This is a genomic window from Acidithiobacillus sp. AMEEHan (assembly GCF_030996345.1).
Taxonomy (GTDB): domain Bacteria; phylum Pseudomonadota; class Gammaproteobacteria; order Acidithiobacillales; family Acidithiobacillaceae; genus Igneacidithiobacillus.
In genome coordinates this window covers 853,522-876,533 of record NZ_CP118747.1, presented here as the reverse complement: position 1 = coordinate 876,533, position 23,012 = coordinate 853,522, and the positions used below count along the sequence as shown (strand labels likewise).

Annotated in this window: 15 protein-coding genes; 10 read left to right on the top strand and 5 right to left on the bottom strand. The window is 59.2% G+C overall.

The features are described 5' to 3' along the window. Positions 1 to 101 precede the first annotated feature (101 nt). The 4 genes from ORD17_RS04530 to ORD17_RS04515 all read left to right on the top strand — a co-directional run bounded on the left by ORD17_RS04530 (position 102) and on the right by ORD17_RS04515 (position 3,862). Positions 102 to 917, top strand: coding sequence for a hypothetical protein (locus ORD17_RS04530; protein ID WP_308389693.1), 816 nt, complete (start codon positions 102 to 104; stop codon positions 915 to 917). Next, entirely contained in the window at positions 914 to 1,798 is an 885-nt protein-coding gene (locus tag ORD17_RS04525) for a toprim domain-containing protein (protein ID WP_308389692.1), read from the top strand. Before ORD17_RS04530 ends, ORD17_RS04525 begins: the two co-directional genes overlap by 4 nt. After that, positions 1,791 to 3,173: an AAA family ATPase gene (locus ORD17_RS04520; protein ID WP_308389691.1), complete on the top strand. Its 1,383-nt coding sequence runs from the start codon at positions 1,791 to 1,793 to the stop codon at positions 3,171 to 3,173. The genes ORD17_RS04525 and ORD17_RS04520 overlap by 8 nt, the downstream gene beginning before the upstream one ends. A gap of 227 nt (positions 3,174 to 3,400) precedes the next feature. Further along, positions 3,401 to 3,862, top strand: coding sequence for a hypothetical protein (locus ORD17_RS04515; RefSeq protein WP_248885619.1), 462 nt, complete (start codon positions 3,401 to 3,403; stop codon positions 3,860 to 3,862). Positions 3,863 to 4,344: 482 nt separating this feature from the next. Here ORD17_RS04515 and ORD17_RS04510 read toward each other — a convergent pair whose 3' ends face one another. Further along, a complete protein-coding gene (locus ORD17_RS04510; RefSeq protein WP_308389690.1) occupies positions 4,345 to 5,715 on the bottom strand; it encodes a divalent metal cation transporter in 1,371 nt (456 codons plus the stop codon). Positions 5,716 to 5,960: 245 nt separating this feature from the next. Here ORD17_RS04510 and ORD17_RS04505 point away from each other — a divergent pair, with 245 nt between their 5' ends. Further along, positions 5,961 to 6,419, top strand: coding sequence for a hemolysin III family protein (locus ORD17_RS04505; protein WP_308389689.1), 459 nt, complete (start codon positions 5,961 to 5,963; stop codon positions 6,417 to 6,419). Between the two features lie 1,130 nt (positions 6,420 to 7,549). On the opposite strand, the gene ORD17_RS04500 is transcribed toward ORD17_RS04505, so the two are convergent. The 4 genes from ORD17_RS04500 to mobF all read right to left on the bottom strand — a co-directional run bounded on the left by ORD17_RS04500 (position 7,550) and on the right by mobF (position 12,586). Further along, complete coding sequence (locus ORD17_RS04500; RefSeq protein ID WP_308389688.1) at positions 7,550 to 8,329, bottom strand: hypothetical protein; 780 nt, start codon at positions 8,327 to 8,329, stop codon at positions 7,550 to 7,552. 3 nt (positions 8,330 to 8,332) lie between these two features. Next, on the bottom strand, positions 8,333 to 9,049 hold the full coding sequence (locus ORD17_RS04495) for a hypothetical protein (protein WP_308389687.1): 717 nt from the start codon (positions 9,047 to 9,049) through the stop codon (positions 8,333 to 8,335). Between the two features lie 10 nt (positions 9,050 to 9,059). Further along, positions 9,060 to 9,371, bottom strand: a complete 312-nt coding sequence (locus tag ORD17_RS04490; protein ID WP_308389686.1) for a hypothetical protein — start codon at positions 9,369 to 9,371, stop codon at positions 9,060 to 9,062. A gap of 341 nt (positions 9,372 to 9,712) precedes the next feature. Beyond that, positions 9,713 to 12,586 carry a MobF family relaxase gene (gene mobF / locus ORD17_RS04485; RefSeq protein WP_308389685.1) on the bottom strand — a complete coding sequence of 958 codons (2,874 nt, stop codon included), beginning with the start codon at positions 12,584 to 12,586 and terminating at the stop codon, positions 9,713 to 9,715. A gap of 241 nt (positions 12,587 to 12,827) precedes the next feature. Between mobF and ORD17_RS04480 the strand changes: the two genes are divergently transcribed. From ORD17_RS04480 to ORD17_RS04460, 5 genes are all read left to right on the top strand, one after another. After that, complete coding sequence (locus ORD17_RS04480) at positions 12,828 to 16,361, top strand: helicase-related protein (protein ID WP_308389684.1); 3,534 nt, start codon at positions 12,828 to 12,830, stop codon at positions 16,359 to 16,361. 202 nt (positions 16,362 to 16,563) lie between these two features. Next, complete coding sequence (locus tag ORD17_RS04475; RefSeq protein ID WP_308389683.1) at positions 16,564 to 17,181, top strand: NYN domain-containing protein; 618 nt, start codon at positions 16,564 to 16,566, stop codon at positions 17,179 to 17,181. A gap of 8 nt (positions 17,182 to 17,189) precedes the next feature. Beyond that, the gene (locus ORD17_RS04470; protein ID WP_308389682.1) at positions 17,190 to 20,087 is read left to right on the top strand and encodes a DUF1156 domain-containing protein; all 2,898 of its coding nucleotides are present in this window, start codon (positions 17,190 to 17,192) and stop codon (positions 20,085 to 20,087) included. A 10-nt stretch (positions 20,088 to 20,097) separates the two neighbouring features. Continuing rightward, positions 20,098 to 20,661 (top strand): hypothetical protein, encoded by a 564-nt coding sequence (locus tag ORD17_RS04465; RefSeq protein WP_308389681.1) that lies wholly within the window; start codon positions 20,098 to 20,100, stop codon positions 20,659 to 20,661. Next, positions 20,601 to 22,940: a DUF499 domain-containing protein gene (locus tag ORD17_RS04460; RefSeq protein WP_308389680.1), complete on the top strand. Its 2,340-nt coding sequence runs from the start codon at positions 20,601 to 20,603 to the stop codon at positions 22,938 to 22,940. The genes ORD17_RS04465 and ORD17_RS04460 overlap by 61 nt, the downstream gene beginning before the upstream one ends. The last annotated feature ends 72 nt before the right edge of the window (positions 22,941 to 23,012 follow it).

The window sequence follows — 23,012 nt, the reverse complement described above, 5'->3', positions numbered from 1 at the left end:
CACAACATGATCCTGATCACGCTTGATCGAGCAAACAGCCAGAAGTACATTATGGGAGTGATCGGCAGGGCTAGCCGATCCTATGATCGTGGAGGTGATGCATGCTGAAGCCTATTCAAAGCGTGAATTCTATGTCGCGCGCGCCTAAGCGCCAGATCCGAGATTGGTTGTGGTGGTTGGTCTTGCTAGCTTTTATCGATGTGTTAACCGTCTGGACCATAAGACTATTTGTCAGTCCTCAGGCATGGCTGACCCCGGATGGAGCAGATGCCCTGGCGGCGGTGACCATGCTGCTTCTTGCAGGCGCCGTTACTGCCTTGGGAGCCTCCTGCTACCTCGGCATTTTTGCTGCCCTTGCGAAATGGCTGCACATTGAGAAAAAGGCGGTCGGCAAGGCCATAATTGCCGCTGCAGATGCGCTAGATATCAGCAGTTCCCATGACGCCAGCCAATTCATCGGTCGATGCCGGTCCGCCATTCGCAGAGCAAGCAGGCGCTCTCCGTATGCAGAACTCGGAGCGGTCGGGAATGTTAAAGCAGCTCTTGCTCACTCTCAGGGTGTTACTAAGGCGCACCGCGGCCAGGGCCGGCAAGCTGGAGCAGCCACAGCGACTCGCAGCAAGGCGAGCAGCAAATCTGCCGATGACGATGGCGGGGGAGACGGCGAATCACCCCGAGAACTATTCTACACATACTCTGCATTTTCTGCGCTTTTTGGGGTAGCGCCCCAAACCCTTCGTAATAAAGTCAGTGCCGGCCAGTTCCCCGCTCCGGTCAAAACAGCTTTCGGGCCGAGATTTACCCAAAAACACTTCGAGTACGCGTTAAACCCGCCCAGAAAATCAGACGATTCCGTTCCCCGCCAGCGAGGCCGCCCAAGAATCGCTCACGGTCAAAAGGCAGGGGGTGGATTATGAATGACCCCCGTCTTGAGCTCTTCCATACGCTCCAAGCTGCCGGCGTTGCGCCGGCAAGCCCTGCAGAGCTGGTGCCCGATGGAAACCTTCACCGCCATCACGTCGAGGGCGATCGACGGGGTACCCGCAACGGCTGGCATGTTCTACACCTTGACCCGCCCGCCTCTGGCGCTGGTGGCTCATGGAAAACCGGAGCCCGCGTCAACTGGTGTGCCAAGCACTTTCGAACCCTGAACCATGTCGAACTCGCCATCCTGCGCCGAAGAATTGAGCAGGAACGGGCCACCGCACAGACCGAAAGAGAAGCTCAACACTATGAAGCCGCCAAGCGTGGCGCATGGGTCTGGAAGCATGCCAGGCCTGCCGCCCGAAACCACGATTACCTACGCAGAAAAGGCTTAGAGCCGGGCATTGCCCGCCAACGCGGTGACGCTTTGGTCCTGCCTGTGCTGGATTTTCCGGGATATTTGCGCGGAGTGCAGTACATCCGGCCGGACGGTCAAAAGCGATTCCTCAGCGGCATGAAAAAGGCCGGGGCTTTTATCCCAGTAGCAGAAAAGCCGGACGGAAAACTCCAACTATGGATTGCCGAGGGCTGGGCCACCGCCTGTGCTCTCCAAGCCTTGCGTCCGCTCGTCTGCGTCATTGCCGGGCTCGACGCCGGCAACCTTCAAGCCGTGGCCACAGAGGCCCGTCGCCGATGGCCTGCGCTGGATATTGTGCTATGCCCGGACTTTGACAGCGTGGGTCTACGGAAAGCTCGGGAAGCGGCCGAGCGCGCGCGTGCAAAGATATTGCCACCGCCCGCTGAGATCCCACCGGGCTGCACCGATTGGAACGATTTTATGGCCTCAAGACGGCAGGGGGTGACCCATGCTTGAGAGCGACTGGACGCAAAACGTCCTGCCCTACGGAGATGGGTGCGCAACCTGCCGCAAGTCCCCATCTGAGCCCGCTGGTGTGGACGGTGGCTTTCCCGAACCACAGCCACTGGTGGACCTGCCGCGCGTGGATGTGGCCGGGGTGATCGATACCCCCTCGCCGCCACCGGATTTTGTCTGGAACGGCATGGTGCCCCGTGGTCACATCTGTCTGCTATCTGGGCATGGTGGGAGCGGCAAGAGCACCCTCGCGCTACAACTGGCCATTGCGGTGGCAATGGGCTTGCCTCTCCTGGGAGTACCGACAACGCCTGGCCGTGTGCTTGTTTTCTCTGGGGAGGACGCGGAGCCTTTGCTGCGCCATCGCCTGGCTACCCTCTGCCACGCTCTGGACGTAAATCCACATGCCCTGGCCGAGCGTCTGCTGGTGCTGGATGCAACCGAAAATCCCGCACTTGGCGAATCGGTTCGCGATCGGGAAACGGGTCGCGATTTTATCGCGCCGACCACCGTATATAAGCGACTGTGGGAAATTCTTACTGAGCACCAGCCCGTCTTGGTCGTTGTGGACAATGCCAGCGATGTTTTCGAGGGCAACGAAAACGATCGATCACAGGTCCGAGGTTTTGTGCGCTCCCTAGCGAAGATATGCCGCCAAGTGGGCAGCCACCCAGCGATCCTGCTGCTAACCCATACGCCCAAGCAGGCCGTGAACGGTCGGGGCGAAAGCTACAGCGGCAGCACGGCCTGGCACAATTCCGCACGCGCGCGCCTATCGCTCACGCCCGCCAAGGATGACGACAGCCGCCTAACCCTGAGCCTCGACAAGCTGAACATTGGCCCGCGAACTGCCGAGCCGCTGCATCTGGTGCGCTCTCATGGTGGAGTGCTGGAGCTGGATGAGAACGCACACGACGCGGAGGACGCGCCCAACGAACCGCCGACCAGCACCCTGCTGCACCTGCTGGCGGATTTCGTTAGGCGAGGGGAGCGTGTCAGCCCGGAGCCAAAAGCGCACACCAACGCATGGGCCATGCTGCGAGACGAAGTGGGCTTCCCGCGCAAAAAATACCGCAACGCCGGCGCACTACTCACCGCCATGAGGCAACTGGAGCGGGAAGGACTCATCAGCCGGGAGGACTACCGCGATGCCTACCGCAAGTCCCGAACGGCATGGGCTTTGACCGCCAAAGGATGGGAGGCCATCGGAGAAAGTGCGCCTTCTGCGTCCTCTGCGCCTTCATATGATGAGAGCGCACCTGTCACAGCCCCTCATGTGAGTGCGCCTTCTGCGCCCTCACATAGGGCAGGGGGTACGGGGGATAGAGAGCGCACCCATGAAGGCGCACCAGGAGGTGTCGCCAATGGGCAATAATCCTTCTTTCTCTTTGGCGGAATCATCCTGCGTGGGAGCACCTACCCGCGTCTCTTGTGGCGCCTGCGCCCACTTCCAACCCGATACCATCAACCCGCCACAAGGGTTAGGCCGTTGCACGCGCACGCTCTCCGGTTTGCCGCCCAAGGGCGGATCGGGGTACGGCGTCTGCTATCCCTTCAGCCTGCGCGTTTGCACGCACTATGAACTCATCAAGGAGGGAGACGATGATCAAACGACCCTCTCATCTTGACGATGCGGATCGGTGGTTGCTCGAGCATGATCCACTGCTCTCCAAGACCACGTCCGAGGCTCTCGCAAATCGTCGTATCCGGCAACAGCATGCTCAGGGCATGGCGCTACTGAAGGATGCGGTAGTGGCGTCAGGGGCAGCCGCACCGTTTCTGGAGGATGACCGAACCGCAGAGCGTCTCATTCGGCTGGCCCCGCCCGCAATCCGCAAGCTGGTGGCCTTGCGTCTGGAGTTCCCGAGTGCAAGCCAGGCACAACTGGGTAGGATGATGGGCTGCTCACGGCAAGCGGTAAGCAAAAAACGCCGACGGCTGTTGGCCTATCTCGAGGCCATGGCGGCATGCCCTCTCACCCAAACATCCGGATCGGTCACGGCAGCACCCTATTTTATGGAGCCCAATGGACAACTCGCTTGGGATTTTATAGAGTGTGAGTAGGACATGAATGCGGACGTCAGGATGCGTATTTTCCTTGGCGGGTCGTTCTGTCATCGAGTTAGCTGGGTGAGAACAATCGCTTTTGTTCAAGCGCACAGCGCTGACGATAGTAGCGACCACGTCCGTTGTTACTGTAAAGACTGGCCACGCGATTATTCAGTAGAGAACGTGCCAATGGCAGGAACGCAGCGGAAGCTGTCGTTTACAAATATGGTCATGTATGATGTTAGGGAAACAACCCATGGCATATTTTGAAGTAGGTATTCTTTGCGTTTAATGTATCCCACGGGAAAAGCCAACAGCTACTGTGACGAGCATCACCAGGATATACAAACGTAGAATCCAGAAGGCGATCCGAACCCAACCTTGTACGGGCGCACGATTGAGGGGGCAGGGCTGCTGGTGTGTTTCCTCCTCAAAAAATTCCAGAAACTCTTTGGTAGTAATCGAGTTAAAATCATCATATTTACGCATAACAAGTCCTAGCCTCGGTGGAATATCACAGTGTACCCATAAAGCCCATTGGCCAAAATGAGCAATCCGACAATGGTTAAGGCCGAGTAATTCTGCCAAGGCCGATTAACATATTCGCCCATGATCTCTCGGTCATTGAGCAGCATAAGAAGAAACAGCATGGCGGCTGGCATAAAAATGGAAGCGATCACCTGAACGGTAAGATTTAGGAAACCCAGTGGTACATGAGGGATCAGGACAACAATAGCCGCTAGGGCAGCGCTGAGAATACCAGACAGGTAGAAAGGTAGTGCATGCTGGGGACGCAGGTTCAAACTTCGTGGCAACTTGAGAGCCTCGGCCACCGCCCAGGAAGTGCTGGCGGTAATGGCGATAGCTGCGATGAGTCCAGCCTCGACCAGACCTAGAGCAAAAAGAGCGGTACCAAGGTTCCCCAATCGACTTTGTTGCAGGCTCTGCAGGATGGCCTCTATGTCAAAATTGGAAGCCCCTGGATGGCCATAGACCAGTGTCCCTGTTAATACGACGATGGCGATAGCGATTATCCCCATAGAAAGGCTGCCAATGGCCGTATCCGCTTGACCACCAAAAATATCTGCAATGGTAAGCCCCTTATCAACCACAGAGGATTGCTCGAAAAACAGCATCCAGGGAGCAATAGTGGTGCCCAAATTCGCTAGAACAACGTAGGTGAAAGCGCCCAATGCGGTGCCGACGGGAATATGCCAGGTGCCCACGGCAGCGATGACCTGTCCCCACTTTGGGTGCGCAGCAATGGCCAATGGCACAAAGATGATATTGGCGGCGGCAATCCAGAGCGCCAAACGCTCCCAAGTGCTGTAGTGTAAAAAAACCATGATAGAAGCGGCAAAGAACCAGGCAACCGGCACCGAGATATAAGGTGATACCCCAAAGACACTCATGCCAACCCGGATCCCGATAAACTCCGTTGCCAGGGTAAGAATGTTTGCAATGGTAAGATCAATTAAGGAAAAGACACCCCAAAAGGCCCCATAACGTCCCCAGATCATTTCTGCATGGCCGCGATGGGTAACCGCACCTAAGCGTACCGTCATCTCCTGAACGATATAAGCGACAGGAATCATCAGCAACAAAAAGGGAATAAAGAAGCCGATGCCGTACATCGCACCGGTTTGGGCGTAGGTAATGACACCGCCGGCATCGTTGTCAGCGATCATGACGAGAATGCCGGGCCCGATCAGGCTCAGGAACAGGAGCAGGCGCCGCCACCAGGAAGGATGGTGACGCAATTGATAAATCCGCCAGCGGTCTTCTATGCGCTGACGCTCCTCTTCCGGAAGTTGTTGCAGGAGGCCCGATTCTGTGGTTACGTCAGATGGTCCCGAATCGATCGTCATGGCATCGACTTCCCATCGGAAAAAAGAGTCAAGTGAAAGAAACTAGAGCACCAGTCCAAGTATACCCCCGCAAAGTCGAGAGCTCACTTACCTACCTACTCCGAAGCGAGAGGGGCGGCAGAGCCACCGGTATGCCGATGCCCGCAGCGCGGGAAAAGGTGAGTTATCGGCACTACTCTGGGCCGATTGCCATGGGGGCTACTGGCTGATATAACCCCTTGTATATCGGGCGAAGGGGTGCGGCGATGCGGGAGCAATCCAGTAGAGAAGAGCAGGTCAACGCCGTGTCCCACGGTGCGGGTGTGGGGCTTGCAATGGCCGCTTTTGTCTTACTGGTCGTGCCGCACTGGTCGTCGCTATCGACACGGGCTCTCCTGGCACTGGGACTCTTTCTGTTCACAGCAGCCTTGCTCTATCTGAACTCTCTCCTCTATCACGCTTGGCGCAGCGGGCCCAAAAAGGAGCGTCTGCAGATTCTGGACCGCACGGCCATCTACGGCCTCATTGCCGGCACCTACACGCCCGTGAGTATCCTAATGCTGCGCGGGCCTCTCGGTTGGGGGCTTTTTGCCGCGGAGTGGTCGCTGGCTATCGTCGGTGCCCTGCTTCTTTGGCGTTTCCGTGAGCGCTTTGCGGGTTTATCCCTTTGGTGGTATCTCCTCATGGGTTGGCTCATTCTGCTGGCGGTAGGTCCTTTATACTAGGTGGCTCCCGGCCTTTCCCTTTGGTACCTTGGCGCGGGCGGGCTAGCGTACACAGCCGGTGTAGTTTTCTTTGTGATGGATGCGCGTCGGTATTTTCACTTCATCTGGCACCTCTTTGTGTTGGCGGGTACCGCCCTGCAGTTCTGGGGTATCTGGCTCGCCGTAGGCACCTGAGGTGCGGGGAAAGTGTTGATCGCAGTTCCCCCCTGATTTTGCTTGGACGTGGTGTGCCTCGGGATTGCTTAGGAGGGATCTGGCAGACTGCTAGGGAATAGGCGGTGATGCAGCGAAAGCTGCCATTCACCGTTAGGATATAATGCACTTTAGAAATTTACAGTTATCAATAAGTAAATATCCTCCGGCAAAGCCGGAGGATATTTACTTAATTAAAAAGACAGAATGCATCATTTTGTCTCATGTTGTAGTAACTCTCCAAGCTTGATTCGCAGATAGCGTTCGATCGTGTTTGTGCTGAGTGTTATTGTCTCGTGTATTCTTGCCGCCAGCCATGACTCAGCTTTTGTTTCGTTTCCGGTGATCAAGGATAGGGATAACCAATATTTTTTAGGAAGATCAACTTCAAACCTTTTATCTGTTGTGCAACCTATATATAAGCATACCGTTTCCCCATCAATAGTGAGTGGACGTAGTGTCGTTATTTCTTTGCCGCAGTTATGGCAGTCAGTTGCGCATTTTGTTATTAGCATATCAACTCACAATGTTATCCATTGGACGATTGGAACCACTCTGTCCCATAGCAGGCCCTCAATGAGAAGTACAACCTGCTGTTTTTTCGGAATTTATCATGAAATGTCAACATAAGACAAAACAATGAAATCCTCACTCCCAGCCCCAGCAAGCCGAAGGATAAGATAGCCCACCAACATGTCCGCTTCCAGTCTTTTTCAGTCCTTCGAGATCACGTCAACCCTCATCTTCAATTAGCCTCTGGCGTTGAGCATAGTATAAGATTCCAGCGTCCGCAATGTCCCGCAGATGCTGGTGATCGTTGCTGGCATACACCTGGCGTGGACCAATCGCGCACAGCCTACCATCATACGAATGGCCCGGCAGAGAAGAATCAAACCGACCTTGCCAGGCCAAAGGAGATGGGACGTGATGGTAGAGCCTCAGGGTCCCGGCGGCGCCTTGGTGAGAACGCACACATAGTCTGGCCCTGCCTGATGGCAATACCGCTGGCCATTGGTGTACCGCTGGATGGGTTCGGGTGTGATCCGGTCGGTGGCATGCAGGTAGATGTCGTTGGCGATCCAGCCGGTCAGGATCAGCACCAGAATCACCGCCCCGGTAGCTGCGTACGACCAGGTGAGATCTGCCCGCACAGCCGCCTGGGCGGCTTTCCTCGCCTCGTCGGTGAAGGTGGCCAGCGCTTCCTGCTTTGCACCTTGGATGTAGCGCTGAATGGCCTCTCCCGAGAGCTGGGATGCAAGCGCCTGCTCTGCTTTCTCTAGCTTGAGGCTGCCGCTCTGCAAGGCCTTTCCCAGGGTTTCACCGCCTTTCTTCATCGACTGGTCGAGGAGGGGCTCCACCTCCGCATAAAAGTTCCGGGCGAATTTGCCACCTCCCGCCTCGAGCCGCGTCACAAACGCGTCGGACTGCCCTGCGATGCTGGTCGCCACTTCGTTGGCCGCGCGCCTCGCTCCTCGATAGATGATCTCCGGGATTGTGGCCACCTGGGCGGATAAGTCGGCCGCAGCCTCCATGGACACCGCCGCTGCCTGGTAAGAGATCTTCGTCGCAAGTACTGCGCCCCACATCGGGTCGTCTGGGCCGATCCGAAAGCGCGTTGACCAGTCGAGGAATCCACCGAGATCCTCCGCACTGATCCCCTTCAGTACCTGGGACATCGGTTCCGTGTTCGTCGTTTCTTTTTGGGTCTCATCGCGCATGATTCATTCCCCCTCCAGCAAGGGGATCACCGACCCTTGCCAAGATTTTTGCAGCCAGTGCTTGATGATCTGTCGCTCGACAATGAAGAGCGGGCTTTCCGGACCCGTCAGCGAGGCAAAAGACTGGCCCTGGTATTCCTTCACCCTGGCTCCTACGCGGGACGCCAGTTCCGGGATTTCCCCAGTCAAACCACCCGATGCGATCCACTTCTCCCGATACTGCGGAGCCGTGAACCAGTAGTAATCCCGGTCAAAATCGGATTCGTGGCGATTGACTACGGCCATTTTGCGATCCGCCAACTGGCAGATGGCGGATTCGTTCGCCAGGGTCGCGCTGCTGGACTCCCGCCCGATCATCCACGCCACACAGATCTGCAACCCCAGCTCTTGCGCAACGGGCGCGATAATCTCCGCATAGGCGTCAATCGCCTTGTGGGAATTGGCAGGGAGGTTCATGACTACGAAATCACTCTGCAGGGCTTCCAAGTGGCTAAAGAGGGTGGCTATCGCGTTCTCGGCGTCATTGCCGCTTTTATCCAAATTTACCGACAAGACCGAAACCACGTCCTCATACCGCGCCTTCACATCCCCGATTTTCGTATCGCCCTCCACAATCGCAACATTCCGTCCGGAGAACAACCCAAACTCAACAGCAAGCATGGAAAAAATGCTCTTACCCACGCCGCCTTTATCGCCATGGCTAATGACCAGATGTTTCATAAACTCTCCTTTACGGTTTATCCAGATCAACAGAAAGTGATTTACGTGGTTCCTGTGATATCGGTGTTTTATGAATTGGCGATAGACCCACAGGCTTGTGCGCCATGCCGGGCAAGGGCCGTTGCTCGACCCATAGGCGCCCATCGTCCACCCCTTTGCGTGCCCGTCGGACCGCATTTCCAAAACAAATGGGCGACCCGAAACGCACGTCTATAGCCGCTTCCACCAACGCACCAATATCCTTCCACGATTCGCCGGCCCTGTGCGCCGCCTCGATGGCTTCGAGGTAGGGAAGCACCTTTGCGGTAAGCGTTCGCGCCATACGACATCCTCCTGAAAGCGGCATCCGCGCCCTGTGCCAGATTTGCGCCGCTCACCCGTAGCTGGCGCAATGTCAACCCAAAACACGGTTTGATTTTTGGTTGACACGGAGTGGCACGGGAATGCCTCACAAAGAGCGTTGATTCACACGCTTTGCCGTGTACCCACGGAATGTTTCCATGTAGTTACGTTGGGTTACGCCCACCCTGCGGGTAGGCTTTTATCCGCACAAACGCACCCTGGCGGGATGTGGCGTTTGTGCTGCCGGAGAAGGCTCGCGGTCGAGTTGGCTCACGCTCGTTGCCGCCAGCATTTCGGCAGGATCGCAGGGTTCGGCCAGTGTCACCAACCAATGCCTTGGTCGTAAGCAGGGCTGCGTTGCTTTTTGGCGGTCAGGGTGTCTCGTGCCTTTTCTCTTTTCCGGGTTTCGCGCTGAGTTCTTTCTTCGGCACGAGCATGGGCCAGCTGGCAAGAGATAACTTCTCGGGCTTGGTCTCTGGCACTTTGCAGTGTGCCGCGCATCGCTGCCTCCCGCGCAGATTCTTGTTGTACGTATTTCCCCCAACTCTCGACCAGCCTTTCCTTGTCGTCGGTCAGGATTTCCAGGTGAAGTTTCTCTCGGCTCAGCGCGACGTAGCCGAGGTTCGCCCCAGCGCGGCTACGCTCGGCGATGACGATCGCCCGATCCACCGTGGCGCCTTGGGAGGCGTGAACGGTGCGGCAGTAGCCATAATCCATGACTTCACTGGCTTTCAGCTCTATCGACTTTCCATCGCGCAGCGTTGCGAACGCTTTTCCATTCTGGATGGCAATGACGGCATCATCGCCGTTGCGAAGATCGATGTCTCGGCTCTTGTCGTTCTGTCGGAATAAAACTTGGTCGCCCTCGCGCAATTCCATCGGGCGCACATCGAACAATTGCAGTGTGGTCGAGGGCCTGAGATGTACTGGTGCTTTCGCCTCCGCATGCAAGGGGACGACTTGCAGCTTGCCATTTTCGGTACCCACGATCCTCCAGCGGGTGCCGCGCTCCCCAACGCCGGACTCCGCGCGGCCAAGTTCCACCACTTGCCCCGGACGATAGAACGCAGCCTGCGCCTGATGGGCAACACTCAGGCTGACCTTGTCGAGAGCGGTGATCACCACGGATTCCGGGCCTAATTCCCCCCGCTCTATGAGACCCGTGCGGATCTCGGTATTGGCGATCCGTCTCGTGCCATTGCTGGCGGCCAGAACCAGTGTTTGCCCGCGCTCCTCGGAAGACAGCCTAAGGTAGGAAGCCGCCGCCGCCCTTGCCAAACATTCCTGCTTGACGGCTTTGTCGATCTTCTTTTGGCCTGGCACTGAATCGGGCAGGGGAATCTCCCGCAGGTACGGATCGGCAAGCCGCAAACCTTTTTCTGCGTCCCCGCCGGCAAAGGCTTCGGCAATGGCCAATAGTGCCGGGTCCTTTTGCCGGTTGATCTGGGTGATGCTGGCCTGGCGGAAACCGTTACAGCGTAACAGTTGCTCGAAGGGATTACCGGCCTGCACGGCCTGTAATTGCCGGGGGTCGCCCACGGTCAGAGTCCTTGCTCCGTCCTGTTGCGCACGCCGATAGAAGCGCAGCAAATCCCGACGCGAGACCATGCCCGCTTCGTCGACGATATAAAGGATCTGGCCAGAGGCTTCGCTCGATTTGCTGCGCAGGAAGGACTCCAGGGTTTGCGTCTGGCAGCCCGCAGACTGCAGTTCTGCAGCAGCCTTGGCCGAGGGGGCGAGTCCGATGACCTCGTATCCAGCCTGTCGATACTGTTCCACGATGACAGCCATGCTGGTGGTTTTTCCGGCGCCGGCAGCACCCACTATTCCCTGATGTTGCTCCCTGCCGATGAGGGCCATCCGTATGGCCTCAACCTGCCCATCGGAATAGTTCCAACCTTGCGCCTTCTGTCTTTGCTCCAGCAGTGCCGACGCCGATTCCGGGGAGTGGAGGGCTTCGGCCTTCCCCTGGGTGGCGATGGTCTGGATGGCCAACTCTTCCTGCACGGCGCGCTGGGTAGTATGCATCCGGCGCAACTTGCCGGTTCCATCCCGATCTACCTGCCCTGCATCCAATAGTTCGACGCTTGCCTGTAGGGCCGCGTCGATTGCCTCGACGGAAACCCCCGCTGCCATACCCTGCCGCAGCGCCTCGGCACGAACGGCGGACTGCGAAAATACCGTGTCGTGTTCGCTGCAATGCTCCAGCGCCCCCTGTACGGCAAGCGTTGCGCGGTCTGGGGGCGGCATTTCCCGCTGTCTGGCGCGTTCTAGGCTCTTCACCCATAGGTCGCGGGTGGGAACCTTGGCTTCCCGCAGGCGTTGGTGCCACTCCCACCGCTGCTCCGACTGGCTCAGTTGCCGTTTCTCCGCCCGGGTGGCGGACCAGGCCGCGTCCCGTTGCGCGACACTGGCAGCCTCGATGCCGCCCTTATCGCCCAGATCCGCCTGGATTTGTCCCCGTCGGCGGCTGAATGCCTCGATCTGGTCGCGGGTAATGCCCGCCACTTCGAAACCGGTAGCACTTTGCTCCAGTTCATAGCCGTGCTCTACGGCCAATCGGGCCATGGTGGCCAGGTAGATGGCATCGGCTTCTTTCTGGAGTTCACAGTCGACGCCTTGGTCATTGTTGATGCTGGTCCATTGCCCGTCGGAGCGACGCATGGCATTGATGACCGTCACATGGCTGTGCAGGTCCATATCCACGATCCCATCGACCGGGCGGGCGTCCTCGTGGCGATGCACGGCGGCGATGATGTCCCCGTCGTATTCCGATATCTGGCCGCCTTTGCCCAGACGCGCATAGACCATGCGTTCCTGCAGAAACGCTATGGCTGCTTTCACCCCCTCGTCGTGCCATGCTTTCCAGCGTTCATCCTCGCAGGCCATCATCGACACCGACTTGGGAGCGCTGAGGACATAGCCGTCGCCCATGCGGCGATTCTGGTGCCGTCCCGCCAAATCCGTGCCATCCGGCAGTTTCCCTTCCAGCAGTGCCTGGAACTGGTCGGTATCCACGGCTCCCGAAAGACCCAGGGCTTCTGCGCCCCGACCTGCCCAAAAAGAGGGCGCTCCACCGCGCTCGCTATAATAGCCAGCGGCCTGTTCTGCCGCCTCGCCCGTGTGTTCATTGCGCAGATATTTCGCGACCCCGGCTGCACCACCACTGCTTTTGATCGGTTTGATTCGAATCATTGTCCACCCCAGCCATCCGATGCTTCCTGTGGATAGCTGGCGCGGTGTCAACGGAGCACGCATGCCGGTACTACTGCGCCTCAAGCAATTTACCGCTCGGACATTTTCGTTTTATAGGCAAGGGGCAGCTAAAAAAACTTGGCCCATGAAGGATCCCCCATACCCCACTCAGATTGCCCAAGTAGCCTTATGCATCCGATGCTGTAGTCATGTAGACTGAACGAAAATATCGGGAGAGGTTGTGCTGAAGCTCGAACAGATTCAAAAGAACTCGGCCATCTCGGGTATCGAACCTGGGCAAGTGGTCCGCGTCGTCACCACGGAGCCGGTAGGCGATACCTCGCTCACCGTTTACTACAAGACCGCAGACGGCAAGCTGCGGGAGCGCATGCTGTTTCGCACGGACGAGGCCAAGTTGTCGCTGGCCGAAGCAGGCCGCCCGTGGGCATTCGATGCACCCGGGGATGAGTTCAAGCTCGCTGCCGAGGCCTACCGCATCAATCTGGCCCATCTCTTCGACCCGATGATGGCCGTCCACACGTCGAACGTGGAGCCACTGCCGCACCAGATCACGGCGGTTTACGAGTCCATGCTGCCGCGCCAACCACTGCGCTATGTCCTGGCCGACGACCCAGGCGCTGGCAAGACCATCATGGCAGGTCTCTTGATCCGCGAGCTGCTGATGCGGGCAGACGCCAAGCGCGTGCTCATCGTCGCTCCCGGCAGCTTGGTCGAGCAGTGGCAAGACGAAATGTTCGAGAAGTTCGGCCTCTCGTTCACGCTGTTTTCACGCGAGCAGGTCGAGCAGTCGCGTAGCGGCAATCCGTTTGATGATATCGATCTGATGGTCGCTCGCGTCGATCAGCTGGCGCGCGCCGAAGACCTGCAGGAGAAGCTGCGACTGTCGCACTGGGACCTGGTGGTCGTGGACGAAGCGCACAAGCTCTCGGCCAACTACTTCGGCAACAAGGTCAACAAGACCAAACGCTTCCAGCTTGGCGAGCTGCTGGGCTCGATCACGCGGCACTTCCTGTTGATGACGGCCACGCCGCACAACGGCAAGGAGGAGGACTTCCAGCTGTTCCTGTCACTGCTGGACGCTGACCGTTTCTACGGTAAGTTCCGCGATGGCGCCCACAAGGTCGATGTCTCCGATTTGATGCGCCGCATGGTCAAGGAAGACATGCTCCGTTTCGATGGCACGCGCCTGTTTCCGGAACGTCGTGCCTACACCACAAACTACCAACTCTCCGATCTAGAAGCTGCGCTCTACGCCGCCGTCACCGATTACGTGAAGGAGGAAATGAACCGGGCCGATCAACTCGACGGTCAACGCAAGGGCACCGTGGGCTTCGCCCTTACCGCCTTGCAGCGCCGTCTGGCCTCCAGCCCCGAGGCCATCTACCAGTCGCTCAAGCGTCGGCGTATCAAACTGACGCGCCGGGTCGAAGAAGAAAAGCTGCGGAATCGCGGCCAGGCGTTGGCCGAGACCCTTGGTCCAATCGGCTTCAACCATCCCCCAGAAGATATCTGGGAGTCGGCCGATGCATTCTCGCCTGAAGATTACGAGGACTTTGAGGAAGCCGTCGTTGATCAGGCCACCGCCGCGCGGACCATCCAGGAGCTCGAAGCCGAGATCTTCATCCTCGAAGGCCTGGAGGAGCAGGCCAGGCAGGTTGTCCACTCTGGCCAGGATCGCAAGTGGGACGAGCTATCCAAGCTGTTGCAGAATACCCCAGAGATGCGCGATGCCGATGGACGCCAGCGCAAGCTCATCATCTTCACCGAGCACCGTGACACGCTGAACTACCTCGCGGTCAAGATCCGTGGGCTGATCGGTAGCGAGGAGGCCGTAGTCATGATCCATGGCGGCGTCAAACGCGAAGAGCGCCGCAAGGTGCAGGAGCTGTTCCGCAATGACCCTGCCGTGCGCGTGCTCATCGCTACCGACGCTGCGGGCGAAGGCGTGAACCTGCAAAACGCCAACCTGATGGTCAACTACGACCTACCCTGGAACCCCAACCGTCTGGAGCAACGTTTTGGCCGCATCCACCGCATTGGCCAGACCGAGGTCTGCCACCTGTGGAATATGGTGGCCGCCGAGACCCGCGAGGGGGATGTCTTCCAGCGTCTGTTCGAGAAGCTGGAGGTGGAGCGTCAGGCCCTGGGCGGCCGCGTGTTCGACATCTTGGGCGAGGTCTTCGAGGATAAGCCTCTCAAAGATCTGCTGATCGAAGCTATCCGCTACGGAGCCGATCCCGAAGTCCGCGCCCGCCTGCTCCAGAGGGTGGAAGGTGCGCTGGATACCGAGCACCTCGAGAACATCATCAAACGCAATGCGCTATGCGAAGAAGTGATGGACGAGAAGCGCCTGTTCGCGGTGAAGGAGGAGATGGAAAAGGCCGAGGCCCGCAAGCTCCAACCCTACTTCATCCGCTCCTTCTTCAACCAGGCATTCCAGCAACTGGGTGGAGAGCTGCGCCCACGCGAACCTAGCCGCTATGAGATTACCCACGTTCCGGCCAACATCCGCGAGCGCGACCGAAGAATTGCCGGGCGAGATCGCCGCAACCTCGCCCCCGTGCTGCGCAAATACGAGCGCGTATGTTTTGAGAAGCAATACGTGCGCCTCACCGACCGGATCGGCGCGCCGATGGCCAGTTTGATCCATCCGGGGCATCCGCTGATGCAGTCGATCACCGACCTGGTGCTGGAAGCCCATCGTAACCAGCTCAAGCAAGGCGCCGTTCTCGTAGACCCAAGCGACATGGGCCTCACCCCTAGGGTAATGTTCCTCATCGATCATTCCGTGAAGGAAGGTGGCGACCCCGCCCATGTCGTTTCCCGCCGCATGCAGTTCGTTGAGATCGACCCGCAGGGCGTCGCGATCAATGCCGGCTGGGCACCGCACCTCGACCTCGAACCCATCGGCAAGGCCGACATGGGCCTGATCGAAGATGTGCTGGCCGCGCCATGGATCACGCAGAATCTTGAGCAGGAGGCCTTGGCGCACGCTTCCACGCATCTGGTGCCGGAGCACTTTGACGAGGTGCGTGCCCGCCGCGAGAAGATGATCGACAAGACCCTTGCCGCGGTCAACGAGCGTCTGGTCAAGGAGATCAACTTCTGGTCCGATCGCTACATCAAGCTGCAAGACGACATGGCCGCTGGCAAAGACGTTCGCCTGACACTGGAGAACGTGCGCCGTACCATCGATGACCTGAGCGTCCGCCGCGAGACGCGCGAGAAGGAACTTCTGTCCATGCGCCATGTGATTTCGGCGACGCCGGTGGTGGTGGGCGGCGCACTGGTGATCCCCGCTGGCCTTTTGGCACAGCGCAAGGGGCAGTCCGGATGGTCGGCAGACGCCAACGCCCGGGCCCATGTGGAACGGGTGGCCATGAAGGTCGTCATGGATACCGAGCGTGCCCTTGGTCATGAGGTCATCGATGTCTCGGCGCAGAAATGCGGTTGGGACGTGACCAGTCTGCCAAAAGCCGTGGATGGCAAGCTCCCACCCTCCCGGCATATTGAGGTGAAGGGTCGCGCCAAGGGACATAGCACGATTACCGTGACCCGCAACGAAATCCTCTACGGGTTGAACCAGCAGGATAAATTCATCCTCGCCATCGTGCTGGTGGACGGCGAGCAGCACGAAGGGCCATTCTACGTCATGAAACCCTTCACACAAGAACCCGATTGGGCGGTGACCAGCATTAACCTCGACCTTGACGAGTTGCTTGCGCGGGCGGTGCACGCGGAGAGAATGCAGTGATGTACTGGCGTAGTCTCAAAAAGAAACGTCTCCGCGAGGGAGGCGTCGGCCCGGAGATGCGATTCCCGGCGGGGCCAGGGGCAACCCACAAAAAAGAAACGCCCCTTTCGGGGCGTCGGGCCGGAGATACTATCTCCGGGGGGGTTCGTATAACGTATAGTATCACCTTCGCACCGCATGGCAAGGGGTCGGAAACACGTCCATGACTCGCGTCGCCGCCTATATAGATGGTTTCAACCTGTACTTCGGCCTGAAGCAGGCCCGATTCAAGCGCTACTTTTGGTTGGATGTGGCCGCGCTTGCACGCGCCCTACTCAAACCAGGCCAGCAACTAGTCGCCACCCATTACTTCTCCGCCCGTATTTGTGACAATGGCCGCAATGCGGCGGACCAGAAGCGGCAGAACGATTATCTGGAGGCACTGGCTGTTCAAGGGGTTCAGAGTCAGTTCGGCCACTACCTGGAAAAGAAACGCGAGTGCCGGGCATGCCACGCCACTTGGCTGGACTACGAAGAAAAGATGACCGATGTGAACATTGCTATCCAGTTGATGACGGATGCCTTCGACAATGCTTTCGACGTGGCCCTGGTCATCTCTGGCGACAGTGACCTCACCACACCCATCCGCCGAGTGCGCGAACGCTTTCCATCCAAGCGCGTCATCGTCGCCTTCCCGCCCCATCGCCATTCCAAGGCACTCAAGCAACACGCCAGCGGCCACCTTGCCATCAGCGAAAACAAACTGCGCGCCAGCCAGTTACCCGAACAAGTCGTCAAAGCTGATGGCTTTGTGCTCCAACGTCCAGCGCACTGGAAATAAGGCCAAACATGACCGCTCCCATCAAAAGCCCAAAAAAACTCATTGAAGTCGCGCTGCCGCTCGATGCCATCAATGTTGCCGCAGCCCGTGAGAAGTCGATTCGTCACGGTCATCCTTCCACCTTGCACCTATGGTGGGCACGCCGTCCGTTGGCGGCAGCTCGCGCAGTCATCTTTGCGCAGATGGTTAACGACCCCGGCTACCAGCAGGGCGGCGGCTTCAAGTATGGGGTGAACAAGGAAAAGGCCGCCATCGAGCGCGAGCGCCTGTTCAAGATCATCGAAGACCTGGTGCAGTGGGAGAACACCAACAACGAGGACGTGCTGGCCCGCGCCCGCGCAGAGATCGTGCGTAGTTGGCGCGAGACCTGCGAACTCAACAAGAGCCACCCGCAGGCCGCCGAGCTGTTCAACCCCGACAAACTGCCCGCCTTTCATGATCCCTTCGCCGGCGGCGGTGCGCTGCCGCTTGAGGCGCAGCGGCTGGGCTTGGAGAGCTACGCCTCCGACCTCAACCCCGTGGCCGTCACCATCAACAAGGCGATGATTGAGATTCCGCCGCGCTTTGCCGGGTGCAAACCTGTCGGCCCGGTTCCGCAAGGCGAGAAGCAGGCAAAACTACATGAGGACTGGTCTGGCGCACGCGGCCTGGCCGAGGATGTGCGGCGCTACGGAGCGTGGATGGGCGCCGAGACCGAAAAGCGCATCGGCCATCTGTACCCGAAGATCGAAGTCTCCGCAGAGATGGTGGCCGAGCGGCCCGATCTGAAGCCGTTTCTGGGACAGCAACTAACCGTCATCGCCTGGCTATGGGCGCGCACGGTCAAAAGCCCCAACCCGGCGTTCAGCCATGTGGATGTTCCGCTGGCTTCGACCTTCATCCTCAGCAGCAAGGCGGGCAAGGAAGTCTATGTGCAACCCGTGGTCGAGGGCGATAAATATCGCTTCACGGTGAAAGTGGGTGAACCTCCAGATGAAGCGAAGGAAGGCACCAAAGCTGCCGGTCGTGGCGCGAACTTCCGGTGTGTGATCTCGGGCGCGCCCATCAGCGGCGACTACATCAAGGCCGAAGGGCAGACAGGCCGCATGGGTGCGAGGCTGATGGCGATTGTGGCCGAGGGCGCGCGGGGGCGTGTTTATCTGGCACCGACTGCCGAGCACGAGGCCACTGCCTGGCAGGCGAAACCGGAATGGAAGCCAGAAGTCGAGTTTTTCCAGCAGGCCCTGGGTTTTCGCGTCGGCAATTACGGCATGACCAAGTGGAGCGACATCTTCACTTCCCGCCAATTGGTTGCCCTGACCACGTTTTCCGATCTGGTGCAGGAAGCCATCGAAAAGTGCCGGCAGGATGCGCTGGCCGCTGGTCTCGCCGATGATGGCGTGGGGCTGGATGCCGGCGGTTCGGGTGCGACGGCGTATGCGCAGGCAGTTGGAGTGTATTTGGCTTTGAGCGCAAGCAAGACTGCGAATCGCTCCAGCAGCATCGTCACCTTCAAGTCGGGAGTTCAATGTCCCGGAGACACTTTCGGGCGCCAAGCACTTCCAATGTCATGGGACTTTGCCGAGGCTAATGTGGTAACCGGCCCTAGCGGCTCATTTGAAAGCATGTTGTCAAATACGGTTGCTGGGCTCCTGGCTACTGGAGCCAATCCGCATGCATTCGGGAAAGTGTTTCAGAGTGATGCCGCTGCCCAAGACATCAGCTTCCGAAAAGTAGTCTCTACAGATCCACCGTACTACGACAACATCGGCTACGCGGATCTCTCGGACTTTTTTTACGTCTGGCTGCGCAAGTCACTGCGTCCCATCTTCCCCAGCCTCTATACGACGTTGGCCGTGCCCAAGGCCGAGGAACTGGTCGCCACGCCTTACCGCCACGGGGGCAAGACCGAAGCGGAAAAGTTTTTTCTGGATGGCATGACCCGAGCCATCCACAACCTGGCCGAGCAGGCGCATCCGGCGTTTCCGGTGACGATCTACTACGCTTTCAAGCAGAGCGAAACCACGGGGGACTCAGGCACGTCCAGCACCGGCTGGGAAACCTTTCTGGAAGCGGTGCTGGCGGCCAGTTTTGCCATTACCGGCACATGGCCGATGAGCACAGAACGAGAAAATCGGAAGCGAAATCAGGATTCCAACGCCCTTGCCTCCAGCATCGTCCTCGTCTGCCACAAACGCGCGCTCGATGCCGCTACCGTCAGCCGCCGCGAGTTCATCCGCGAACTCAATGCCGTGCTGCCCGAGGCGCTGCTGGACATGACCCGTGGCGGCGTCAATTCTCCCGTCGCGCCAGTAGACCTCTCGCAAGCCATCATCGGCCCAGGGATGGCCATCTTTTCGCAATACGCCGCGGTGCTGGAGGCCGACGGCACGCCGATGAGCGTGCGCACCGCGTTGCAATTGATCAACCGCTTCTTGGCCGAAGACGACTTCGACGCCGACACGCAGTTTTGCCTGCACTGGTTCGAGCAACAAGGCTGGGCCACCGGCAAGTACGGCGAGGCTGACGTGCTGGCGCGCGCCAAGGGCACCAGCGTGGCTGGCCTGCAAGCCACTGGCGTGGTGGAGGCCGGCAAGGGCGAACTGCGCCTGCTGCGCTGGGCGGAACTGGCGCGCGACTGGTCGCCGGAATCCGACATCCGCCTGCCCGTATGGGAAGCACTGCACCAGCTGATTCGCGCGCTGAACCAGGACGGCGAATCCGCTGCGGGCGCCTTGCTCGCCCGCATGCCCGCCCGCGCCGAGCCTATCCGCGCACTGGCCTACCGCCTCTACACCCTGTGCGAACGCAAGGGCTGGGCCGAGGAAGCCCGCGCCTACAACGAGCTGGTGACGGCGTGGAGCGCCATCGAACAGGCCGCTGGCGAGGCGGGCGTGCTCGGCTCGCAAGGTCAACTGGACATCTGAGAGGAAGAACATGGCATTGAAACCTTGGCGCGAGATCGCGGAGCCGCACTCCGATGTGCGGGAAGGCAAGTTCCAGCAGGCCGAATTCGCCGCCGACCTGTCGCGCGTGCATGCGGGCACGGCCAACGCGGAATATCAGAACCCGGCGCTGTTCTTTCAGCGCACCTTCATCACCGAAGGCATGCGACTGTTGCTGGATTCGGTGGTCAAGCGCCTTGCGGGCCAAGGTGGCGACCCGGTGATCCAATTGCAAACAGCCTTCGGCGGCGGCAAGACGCACACCATGCTGGCGGTGTATCACCTTGCCAAGGGCGAGGCACCGGTCAGCGACCTGCAAGGCGTGCCCGCCATTCTCGACGCAGCGGGCGTGACGGAACTGCCCAAGGCGCGCATCGCGGTGCTCGACGGCATTAAGTCCTCACCCAACCAGCCCGTGCAGCGCGAGGGGTTGATGGTGCGCACGCTTTGGGGGATCTGGCCTGGCAACTTGGGGGTGCTGAAGGTTATGACCTGGTGGCGGATGCCGACGCTTCGGGCACGTCACCCGGCAAGGCGGTATTGGAGACGCTGCTGAGACAATCTGCGCCCTGCGTCATCCTCATCGACGAGCTGGTGGCCTACGTGCGCCAGTTCGAGGACGGCAAGGCGCTGACCGGCGGCACCTTCGATTCCAACCTCAGCTTCGTGCAGGCGCTGACGGAAGCGTTGAAGGCCGTGCCGACCGCCGTGCTGCTCGCCTCGCTGCCGGAATCCGTCAAGGAGGCTGGTAGCCAGCGCGGCGAGAAAGCGCTGGCTTCGCTTTCGCACTACTTTGGGCGCATTCAGGCGCTGTGGAAGCCGGTGGCCACCGAGGAGGCGTTCGAGATCGTGCGTCGGCGGCTCTTTGCCAACATCAACGACAAACTGGCGATGGAGTCGGTTTGCCGCTCGTTCGCGGACTACTACATCGAAAACCACGACGATTTTCCGCAGGAAACGCAGGACAGCAAGTATCTGGAACGACTGACGCGCGCCTACCCGATCCACCCTGAGGTGTTCGACCGCCTGTACGAGGACTGGTCAACGCTGGACAACTTCCAGCGCACGCGCGGCGTGCTGAAACTGATGGCGAAGGTAATCCACCGCCTGTGGAAGGACGGTAACAACGATCCGCTGATCATGCCCGGCAGCTTTCCGTTGATGGATGCCGACACGCTGAACGAGGTGCTGTACTATCTGCCACAGGGCTGGACGCCGGTGATCGAGCGCGACGTGGATGGCGAGCGTTCAGAGACCTGGGAGATCGAGAACCAGGATACCCGCTTCGGCAGTGTGCAAGCCTGCCGCCGTGTAGCGCGCGCCATCTTTCTGGGCAGCGCGCCCAGCACATCCAACCAGGGCGTGCGTGGTCTGGAACTGGAGCGCGTGATCCTGGGCGTGGCCCAGCCGGGACAACAACCTAACCTGTTCAAAGACGCGCTGCGTCGCTTGGGTGACCGGCTGCACTACCTCAACCACGCCAACAACCGCTTCTGGCTCGACACGCGGCCCAACCTGCGGCGCGAGATGGAGGAGCGCAAGCGCCGCTTCCAAGACAAGGAAGACGTATTCCCCACCGTCCGCGATCGCGTGCAGCGCAGCTTTGCCAGCGGCGTCTTCGGAGGTATCCACGTCTTTACCGGCAGCGGCGATGTGCCCGACGACTGGGCGCTGCATTTGGTGGTGCTGCCGCCTGACGCCGCCTTCAGCAAGAGCGGCCAAAGCCTGGCCATCGACCGTGCCACCGAGATCCTTAAGAAGCGCGGCGACCAGCCCCGCTTCAAGCAGAACCGGCTGATTTTCCTGGCCGCGGACTACGACAGCGTGGGCCGCCTGAAGGACCATGTGCGTTCGTTCCTGGCATGGCGCAGCATCGTCGCCGACTACAAGGACAACCGCATCGTCCTCGACAACCTGATGGCCAAGCAGGCGAGCGCCAGCCTGGAGCAAGCCGAGGAGACCCTGCGCCGCATGATTCGCGAGACCTACAAGTGGCTCCTGGCGCCGATGCAGGAAGCACGCCCTGGTAAAGGCCTCTCCGAGCTGCGGTGGGAGCACTTCCAGGTCAACCCCGGGGCGCAAAACTGGTCACAAGAAATCGAGCGCGTGCTCAAGGAGAACGAACTGCTTATCAGTGAGTGGGCACCTATCCACTTGGCCAAAGTGCTGAAGGACTGGTTCTGGAAGGACGGTGTCAAGGAGACCAACGCCCTGAACGTCTGGCAGCAGAGCTGCCAGCAACTCTACCTGCCGCGGCTCAAAGACGATCGGGTGTTTCACCATACTTTGGCTGTAGGCGCGGAGAGCCGCGACTTTTTTGCTCTAGCCCAAGGCAAAGAAGATGGACGCTATGTTGGATTTGTCTATGGCCAGCGCACGGTACCCATCCTCGATACGGCGCTGCTCTTGATCGAGCCTGCGACCGCTACAGCTTACCAAGAGGCACTTCGGGCAGCGGAGGAGGCATCTCGGACCAAGACCGTCAACGGTGGTGGCGGTGCAGCCACAACCACAAGTCCTGCCAGTAACGACGCGTCCCGCGTGGAGGAATCTGCTACGCGTGGCTATTCGACGGGCGGCGCCACTGCAGAACAAGCGGTCAAGAAGCAGTTTTACGGTAGCATAGACCTCGATCCCTTTCAGGCCAAAAAACAGTTCGCCGATCTGGTCGACGAGGTAGTCCAACAGTTCACCATGCGCACCGGCGTTAAGGTCAGGATTGCCATCGAGATCCAGGCGGAGGCGGCGTCTGATGGCTTCGACGACGGCCTGCAGCGTGCCGTGAAGGAGAACTGCAACGTGCTGAAGTTCAAGAATGCGGAGTTTGAGGAATAGAAATGGCGGAGAAGGTCACGGAGGTGGCTTACTGCCATTCGATTGAAACAAGACGTTGGGTTGCGTTAGAAG

Bases quoted from the DNA above. Each gene is read 5' to 3' on its own strand.
- ORD17_RS04530 (WP_308389693.1), top strand. From the start codon at position 102: ATGCTGAAGCCTATTCAAAGCGTGAATTCTATGTCGCGCGCGCCTAAG.
- ORD17_RS04525 (WP_308389692.1), top strand. From the start codon at position 914: ATGAATGACCCCCGTCTTGAGCTCTTCCATACGCTCCAAGCTGCCGGC.
- ORD17_RS04520 (WP_308389691.1), top strand. From the start codon at position 1,791: ATGCTTGAGAGCGACTGGACGCAAAACGTCCTGCCCTACGGAGATGGG.
- ORD17_RS04515 (WP_248885619.1), top strand. From the start codon at position 3,401: ATGATCAAACGACCCTCTCATCTTGACGATGCGGATCGGTGGTTGCTC.
- ORD17_RS04510 (WP_308389690.1), bottom strand. From the start codon at position 5,715: ATGACGATCGATTCGGGACCATCTGACGTAACCACAGAATCGGGCCTC.
- ORD17_RS04505 (WP_308389689.1), top strand. From the start codon at position 5,961: ATGCGGGAGCAATCCAGTAGAGAAGAGCAGGTCAACGCCGTGTCCCAC.
- ORD17_RS04500 (WP_308389688.1), bottom strand. From the start codon at position 8,329: ATGCGCGATGAGACCCAAAAAGAAACGACGAACACGGAACCGATGTCC.
- ORD17_RS04495 (WP_308389687.1), bottom strand. From the start codon at position 9,049: ATGAAACATCTGGTCATTAGCCATGGCGATAAAGGCGGCGTGGGTAAG.
- ORD17_RS04490 (WP_308389686.1), bottom strand. From the start codon at position 9,371: ATGGCGCGAACGCTTACCGCAAAGGTGCTTCCCTACCTCGAAGCCATC.
- mobF (WP_308389685.1), bottom strand. From the start codon at position 12,586: ATGATTCGAATCAAACCGATCAAAAGCAGTGGTGGTGCAGCCGGGGTC.
- ORD17_RS04475 (WP_308389683.1), top strand. From the start codon at position 16,564: ATGACTCGCGTCGCCGCCTATATAGATGGTTTCAACCTGTACTTCGGC.
- ORD17_RS04470 (WP_308389682.1), top strand. From the start codon at position 17,190: ATGACCGCTCCCATCAAAAGCCCAAAAAAACTCATTGAAGTCGCGCTG.
- ORD17_RS04465 (WP_308389681.1), top strand. From the start codon at position 20,098: ATGGCATTGAAACCTTGGCGCGAGATCGCGGAGCCGCACTCCGATGTG.